5 protein-coding genes are annotated in these 7,131 nt (G+C 72.0%); all 5 read left to right on the top strand.

The genetic code is table 11. The features are described from left to right. The first annotated feature begins 111 nt into the window (after nt 1-111). The 5 genes from rsmA to AB0I18_RS42085 all read left to right on the top strand — a co-directional run bounded on the left by rsmA (nt 112) and on the right by AB0I18_RS42085 (nt 7,112). Nucleotides 112-1,029 carry a 16S rRNA (adenine(1518)-N(6)/adenine(1519)-N(6))-dimethyltransferase RsmA gene (gene rsmA, locus AB0I18_RS42105; protein ID WP_363111053.1) on the top strand — a complete coding sequence of 306 codons (918 nt, stop codon included), beginning with the start codon at nt 112-114 and terminating at the stop codon, nt 1,027-1,029. Continuing rightward, nucleotides 1,026-1,919, top strand: a complete 894-nt coding sequence (locus AB0I18_RS42100; protein ID WP_363111052.1) for a 4-(cytidine 5'-diphospho)-2-C-methyl-D-erythritol kinase — start codon at nt 1,026-1,028, stop codon at nt 1,917-1,919. Before rsmA ends, AB0I18_RS42100 begins: the two co-directional genes overlap by 4 nt. Nucleotides 1,920-2,251: 332 nt before the next feature. Continuing rightward, nucleotides 2,252-3,031: an MHYT domain-containing protein gene (locus tag AB0I18_RS42095; RefSeq protein ID WP_363111051.1), complete on the top strand. Its 780-nt coding sequence runs from the start codon at nt 2,252-2,254 to the stop codon at nt 3,029-3,031. Nucleotides 3,032-3,150: 119 nt separating this feature from the next. Continuing rightward, nucleotides 3,151-5,136: a nitrate- and nitrite sensing domain-containing protein gene (locus tag AB0I18_RS42090; RefSeq protein ID WP_363111050.1), complete on the top strand. Its 1,986-nt coding sequence runs from the start codon at nt 3,151-3,153 to the stop codon at nt 5,134-5,136. A gap of 167 nt (nt 5,137-5,303) precedes the next feature. Beyond that, a complete protein-coding gene (locus AB0I18_RS42085; RefSeq protein WP_363111049.1) occupies nt 5,304-7,112 on the top strand; it encodes an ABC-F family ATP-binding cassette domain-containing protein in 1,809 nt (602 codons plus the stop codon). The last annotated feature ends 19 nt before the right edge of the window (nt 7,113-7,131 follow it).

The raw sequence follows: 7,131 nt of genomic DNA, 5'->3' as shown, positions 1-7,131 counted from the left end.
GTCTGGCTGCGGGCGCGCGGCGGGGGTGGCCCCCCTCCGCCCCCCCCGACACCACTGCCGCGGGGGGCGCGCCCCCCCCCCCCCCCGGGACGGGACCCGTACCCTTGGTGGGTGACCAGCCCCACCCCCGACGCCCTCCTGGGCCCCGCCGACATCCGCGAACTCGCGGCAGCCCTCGGCGTACGGCCCACCAAGCAGCGCGGCCAGAACTTCGTCATCGACGCCAACACCGTGCGGCGCATCGTGCGCACCGCCGACGTCCGCCCCGAGGACGTGGTCGTCGAGGTCGGCCCGGGCCTCGGCTCCCTGACCCTCGCCCTGCTGGAGGTCGCCGACCGGGTCGTCGCCGTCGAGATCGACGACGTACTCGCGGGCGCGCTGCCCGCGACGATCACGGCCCGGATGCCGGAGCGCGCCGACCGGTTCACGCTCGTGCACTCCGACGCCATGCAGGTCGGTGTCGGCGACCTGCCGGACGACCCCCCGCCCACGGCCCTCGTCGCGAACCTGCCGTACAACGTCGCCGTCCCCGTACTGCTGCACATGCTCGACACCTTCCCCACCATCGAGCGGACGCTCGTGATGGTGCAGGCGGAGGTCGCCGACCGGCTCGCCGCCCCGCCCGGCTCAAGGGTGTACGGCGTGCCGTCCGTGAAGGCGAACTGGTACGCCGAGGTCAGGCGGGCCGGGTCGATCGGACGCAAGGTGTTCTGGCCCGCCCCGAACGTCGACAGCGGGCTCGTCTCGCTGGTGCGGCGCGAGGAGCCGGTCAAGACGAGCGCCTCGAAGCGCGAGGTCTTCGCCGTCGTCGACGCCGCCTTCGCTCAGCGCCGCAAGACCCTGCGCGCCGCGCTCGCCGGCTGGGCCGGCTCGGCACCCGCCGCCGAGGCCGCCCTCGTCGCGGCGGGCGTCTCGCCCCAGGCCCGCGGCGAGTCCCTGACGGTGGAGGAGTTCGCGCGGATCGCGGAGAACAAGCAGGGGAACGAGCAGGAGACCGAGGCCGAAAACCACCGGGAGACCGAGCAGTGAGTGTGACCGTACGTGTTCCGGCCAAGGTCAATGTGCAGCTGGCCGTGGGCGGCGCCAGGACCGACGGCTTCCACGACCTCGCCAACGTCTTCCTCGCGGTCGGCCTGTACGACGAGGTCACCGTGACCCCGGCCGACGCCCTCCGGGTGACCTGCGAGGGGCCGGACGCCGCTCAGGTCCCCCTGGACCGTACGAACCTGGCGGCCCGCGCGGCCGAGAAACTGGCCGCACGCTACGGGCGCGCGGCCGACGTGCACATCCACATCGCCAAGGACATCCCCGTCGCCGGCGGCATGGCGGGCGGCTCCGCCGACGGCGCGGGCGCGCTCCTCGCCTGCGACGCCCTCTGGGGTACGGGCGCCTCGCGCGACGAACTCCTCGACATCTGCGCCGAGTTGGGCAGCGACGTGCCGTTCAGCCTGGTCGGCGGGGCGGCCCTCGGCACCGGGCGGGGCGAGAAGCTGCGCGTCCTCGAGGTCGGGGGGACGTTCCACTGGGTGTTCGCGGTGGCCGACGGGGGGCTGTCGACGCCGGCGGTGTACGGGGAGTTCGACCGCCTCAACGAGGGGATCGAGGTGCCGGAGCCGGTCGCGTCCCGGGCGCTGCTCGACGCGCTGGCCGAGGGGGACGCCACCGCGCTCGCGGACGTCCTCTCCAATGATCTGCAGGCTGCCGCGCTGTCCCTCCGGCCGTCGCTGGCCCGGACGTTGGCGGCGGGGACGGCCGCGGGGGCGTCGGCCGCGCTGGTCTCCGGCTCGGGGCCGACGACCGCGTTCCTGACCCGTGACGCCGAGTCGGCGGCGAAGGTCGCGGACGCGCTCGTCGTCTCCGGTACCTGCCGGACGGCTCGCGTCGCGGCGGGGCCCGTACCGGGTGCCACGGTGCTCTGAACAGGTCGCAGCCCGGATGACCGCCGGCGCCTCGCCACCTTGCCCTCGTCGCCTCGTCGCCTCGCTGCCTTGAGAGCTCCCACAACCGGCCTGAACGTTCCGGCGAAAAGCCATACCCGCAAGTAGCGCCGAACATACCGACGGGTCCCGTGCGGGCTTTGTGGAAGTCGCCGCCACATTCCGCTTCGAACCTCGGCTATCTCCCCACTGGTCCCCTTTCGCCCGGTCCGGCCGTCACTTTGTGCTGACATCATCAGGCCCCCCGATGGCTTGATATCGGCGGTACTTCCGCGCGTACGGCCATGCCGTGCGGCGGGCGAGAGGGGTTTCCCATGGGACACATGGACCACTTCGGCGCCGGATGGGTCACCCCCGTCCTGTCCTACGCGATGGCCTGCGTCGGTGCGGCACTCGGACTGCGGTGCACGGTCAGGGCACTTGAGGCCGACGGTTCCTCCAAGCGCAACTGGCTGCTGCTGGCCTCCGTCGCCATCGGCTCCGGAATCTGGACCATGCACTTCGTCGCGATGCTCGGCTTCGGCGTCGAGGGCACACCGATCCGCTACGACGTCCCGCTGACCATGCTCAGCCTGGTCGTCGCCGTACTCGTCGTCGGCGCGGGCGTGTTCACCGCCGGTTACGGCCGCTCCCGCGTCCGCGGCGTGCTGCTCGGCGGCCTCGGCACCGGCCTCGGCGTGGCGGCCATGCACTACCTCGGCATGCTGGCGCTCAACCTGCACGGCACGATCCGGTACGACTCCACCCTGGTCATCGCCTCCGTCGTGATCGCCGTCGTCGCCGCGACCGCCGCGCTCACGCTCAGCCTCACCGTGCGCGGCCCCGTCGTCGCCACCGCCGCCGCGCTCGTCATGGGCCTGGCGGTCAGCAGCATGCACTACACCGCGATGTACGCCGTCCGCATCACTCTTGATCCGAGCAGCGCGGCGCTGTCCGGCGCCACCGCCACCGAGTTCATCTTCCCGATCGCGGTCGTGCTCGGCTCCTTCCTCTTCCTGGCCGCCGCGTACGTGGCCCTGTCCCCGACCGGCAAGCGCGCCGAGTCGGCCGCGACCGACGAACTCCTCCGCCAGGTCGAGCTCGCCACCGCCTGAGCGCCCCACTGCTTGAGCACTCCACTGCCTGAGCACTCCACCGCCGAAGCCTCCAGAGCCCCCACCGCCTGGGCTGTCGGCGAGCCGTACCTCCCCCCACCCCCCTGAACGAGGCCCCCATGCGTGTTCGACGCACCTCCGACCGGCTGCGGCCCAGGTCGGTCCGAGCGAAGATCGTCTCCCTGCTCATGCTTCCCATCGTGTCGCTGATGGCCCTGTGGGGCTTCGCCGCGGTGACCACCGCCTCCAGCATCGGAAACACCGAGCGGACCAAGGAGGTCAACGCCGAACTCCTCGTCCCCGTCGACGCGTTCGTCGGCGCCGTGCAGACCGAGCGGGCCGCCGCCATGCGGTACACCGGCGCGTCCGGCAACGCCGGCCTCGCCGAACTGCGCACCGCGGGCCGCGCCACCGACACCGCCGCCCGGAAACTGCTCGACGGCGCCAACGCGAGCAGCGCGGACGCCGGACTGCTCGACTCCGCGCTGCCGAAGCGCATCGACCGCCTGGAGTCCGCCGCGGGCGGCCTCACCGACCTGCGTACCGAGATCACCGGCGACCGCAGGAAACCCGCGGACGTCTACTCCGCCTACTCCGCGATGATCGAGCGCGCCTTCGCCGTCACCGGGGCGCTCACCGGGGAGGAGCGCACGGGCACCGCCTCCGAGGCCCGGGTCGTCCTCGAACTCGCCAGGGCCCGCGAGGCCGTGTCCCAGGAGCAGGCGATCCTCGCCGGGGGACGGGCCGCCGGAACACTCACCAAGGACCAATACGCGCTCTTCGTAGGCGCCGTCGCCACCCAGCGCGGGCTGCTCGCGCCCGCGGTCGCCGATCTCAGGGCCGGACACCGGGCCGCGTACACGGCCGTTCTGGAGAGCGGGAGTTACGAGAGTCTGCGGGCCACCGAGAACCGCGTACAGAGCGCCGGGCCCGGAGCCTCGGCCGTGTCGGCGGGCTTCCTCCAGCAGTGGGGTGACACCGCGGAAGCCGTCCAGACCGGGCTGACCAGGGCCGAGACGGCTGCCGGAACGGCCGCCGTCTCGCGGACGAACGCCTTCGGCTGGGACACCCTCGGCGTCTCCGGCGTGGCCGTCGTGCTCGGCCTGGTCGGTGTGCTGCTCTCGCTGCTCGTCTCCGTGCTCGTCGGGCGCGGACTCATCGTCGAGCTCCTCGACCTGCGCAACTCCGCCCTCGAAGTGGCCGGCCGCCGACTGCCGCAGGCCCTGCGGCGGCTGCACGCGGGGCAGGGCGTCGACATCGACGCCGAGGCACCGATGCGAGGCCTGGCCGGCGGCGAGCTCGCGCAGGTCGGCACCGCCCTCACGGCCGTCCAGCGGGCCGCGCTCAAGGCCGCCTCCGAGCGCGCCGAGCTGCTCAGCGGCATCTCCGGCGTGTACGTCAGCATCGCGCGCCGCAGCCAGGTCCTGCTGCACCGCCAGCTCGACCTGCTCGACACCATGGAGCGGCGCCGGCGGGACCCGGCCGAGCTCCAGGACCTCTACCGGATCGACTACCTCGCCACCCGGATGCGCCGGCACTCCGAGAGTCTGCTCATCCTCTCCGGCATCGCGCCCGGCCGCGGCTGGCGCGACCCGGTCCCGCTGCCTGACGTGCTGCGTGCCGCCGTTGCCGAGACCGAGGACGCCGGCCGCGTGCAGATCTGGTCGGCGCCCCGCGTCTCCGTCGCGGGCGGTTCGGTCGCCGACGTCATCCACCTGCTCGCCGAGCTCGTCGAGAACGCCGCGGTCTACTCGCCGCCGAGCACCAAGGTGCAGTTGCGGGCCGCGCCGGCCCGCGGCGGCCTCCTCATCGAGGTCGAGGACAGTGGCTTCGGTATGAAGGAGGACGCGATGGCCGAGGCCAACCGCAAGATCCGGTCGGAGAAGGTCGACCTGCTGGATGCCAGGCAGATCGGGCTGTTCGTGGTGAACCGGCTTGCTGAGCGGCAGGGGCTGACGGTCGGGCTGCGGTCGTCGGTGAGTGGTGGGGTCATGGCGTCCGTGCTGATTCCGGAGAGCCTGATACGGGATGGTGCGCTGGCTGAGGTCGGTGTGGGTGGGCGTTCTTTGGCGCCGGCTTCTGCGTTGATACCTCGCCGGAGGTAGGGCTCCGCGCGAGGGGTCGTGTGTCGGCTGCGGGTTTGTGGGGGCTGGGCGCGCAGTTCCCCGCGCCCCTTCGGGGCTCGGGTGCCGCCCCGTGGACGGGTCGGAAAGATCATCCTCTCGGGCGATTACCCTGGAGGGTCGATCGATCCCCCCTGTCAGGAGTGCGAGTGGCCGTCAATCTGGTCAATGTCGAGGCAGTCAGCAAGGTGTACGGAACCCGTGCCCTGCTCGACGGTGTCTCCCTCGGCGTGTCCGAGGGGGACCGGATCGGGGTGGTCGGGCGCAACGGTGACGGCAAGACCACGCTGATCCGGCTGCTCGCCAAGCTGGAGGAGGCCGACACCGGGCGCGTCACGCACTCGGGCGGCCTGCACCTCGGCGTGCTCACCCAGCACGACTCCCTCGACCCCGAGGCCACCGTCCGCCACGAGGTCATCCGGGACATGGCCGACCACGAGTGGGCGGGCAACGCCAAGATCAGGGACGTACTGACGGGCCTGTTCGGCGGGCTCGACATGCCGGGCTTCCCGCAGGGGCTCGACACCGTCATCGGACCGCTCTCCGGCGGTGAGCGGCGGCGTATCGCGCTGGCCAAGCTGCTCATCGAGGAGCAGGACCTGATCATCCTCGACGAGCCCACCAACCACCTCGATGTGGAAGGCATCGCCTGGCTCGCGCAGCATCTGAGCCAGCGGCGCTCCGCCCTCGTCTGCGTCACCCACGACCGGTGGTTCCTGGACCAGGTCTGCACGCGCATGTGGGACGTGCAGAAGGGCGATGTCTACGAGTACGAGGGCGGCTACACCGACTACGTCTTCGCGCGGGCCGAGCGGGAGCGGATCGCCGCGACCGAGGAGGTCAAGCGGCAGAACCTGGTGCGCAAGGAGCTGGCCTGGCTGCGGCGGGGCGCCCCCGCCCGGACGTCCAAGCCGCGCTTCCGGGTCGAGGCCGCCAACGAGCTGATCGCCGACGTGCCGCCGCCCCGCGACAGCGGCGAGCTGATGAAGTTCGCCTCCTCCCGGCTCGGCAAGACCGTCTTCGACCTGAAGGACGTCACCGTGCAGGCCGGGCCCAAGGTGCTGCTCAAGCACCTGACCTGGCAGCTCGGCCCGGGCGACCGGATCGGTCTCGTCGGCGTGAACGGGTCAGGCAAGACCTCGCTGCTGCGGGCCATGACGGAGGCCGCGCGCTCCGAGGGCGACATCCAGCCCACCGCGGGCCGGATCGCGGTCGGCAAGACCGTGAAGCTCGCCTACCTCTCCCAGGAGGTCGCCGAGCTCGACCCCACCTGGCGGGTGCTGCAGGCCGTCCAGGCGGTCCGCGACCGGGTCGACCTCGGCAAGGGGCGCGAGATGACCGCCGGCCAGCTCTGCGAGACCTTCGGCTTCGGCAAGGAGAAGCAGTGGACGCCGGTCGGGGACCTGAGCGGTGGTGAGCGCCGACGGCTCCAGTTGCTGCGGCTGCTGATGGACGAGCCGAACGTCCTCTTCCTCGACGAGCCGACGAACGACCTCGACATCGAGACCCTCACCCAGCTGGAGGACGTGCTCGACGGCTGGCCCGGTTCGATGGTCGTGATCTCCCACGACCGGTTCTTCATCGAGCGGACGACGGACCGGGTCTTCGCGCTGCTCGGCGACGCCACGCTGCGGATGCTGCCGCGCGGGATCGACGAGTACCTGGAGCGGCGGCACAAGATGGAGGCGGCCGCGGCGGCCGCCTCGCCCGCGGCCGGGCAGCCGGCCGGGAAGTCCGGTGTCTCCGCCGCCGACGCCCGCGCCGCGAAGAAGGAACTCCAGAAGATCGAGCGGCAGCTGGACAAGATCTCCGAGAAGGAGAGCAGGCTGCACACCCAGATCGCCGACAACTCCACGGACTTCGAGAAGGTGGCGAAACTGGACGGCCAACTGCGGGAACTGGCCACCGAGCGCGAGGACCTGGAGATGCGCTGGCTGGAGCTCGCAGACGACGCGTGAAGGCTGCGTGAAGGAGCAT

Origin of the sequence: Streptomyces sp. NPDC050704 (assembly GCF_040654355.1) — a bacterium.
Taxonomy (GTDB): domain Bacteria; phylum Actinomycetota; class Actinomycetes; order Streptomycetales; family Streptomycetaceae; genus Streptomyces.
Note: the sequence above shows the minus strand (reverse complement) of the source record. Positions and strands in the feature narration are given on the sequence as shown.

Coding starts and splice junctions, on each gene's coding strand:
- AB0I18_RS42095 (WP_363111051.1), top strand. CDS start 2,252: ATGGGACACATGGACCACTTCGGCGCCGGATGGGTCACCCCCGTCCTG.
- AB0I18_RS42090 (WP_363111050.1), top strand. CDS start 3,151: ATGCGTGTTCGACGCACCTCCGACCGGCTGCGGCCCAGGTCGGTCCGA.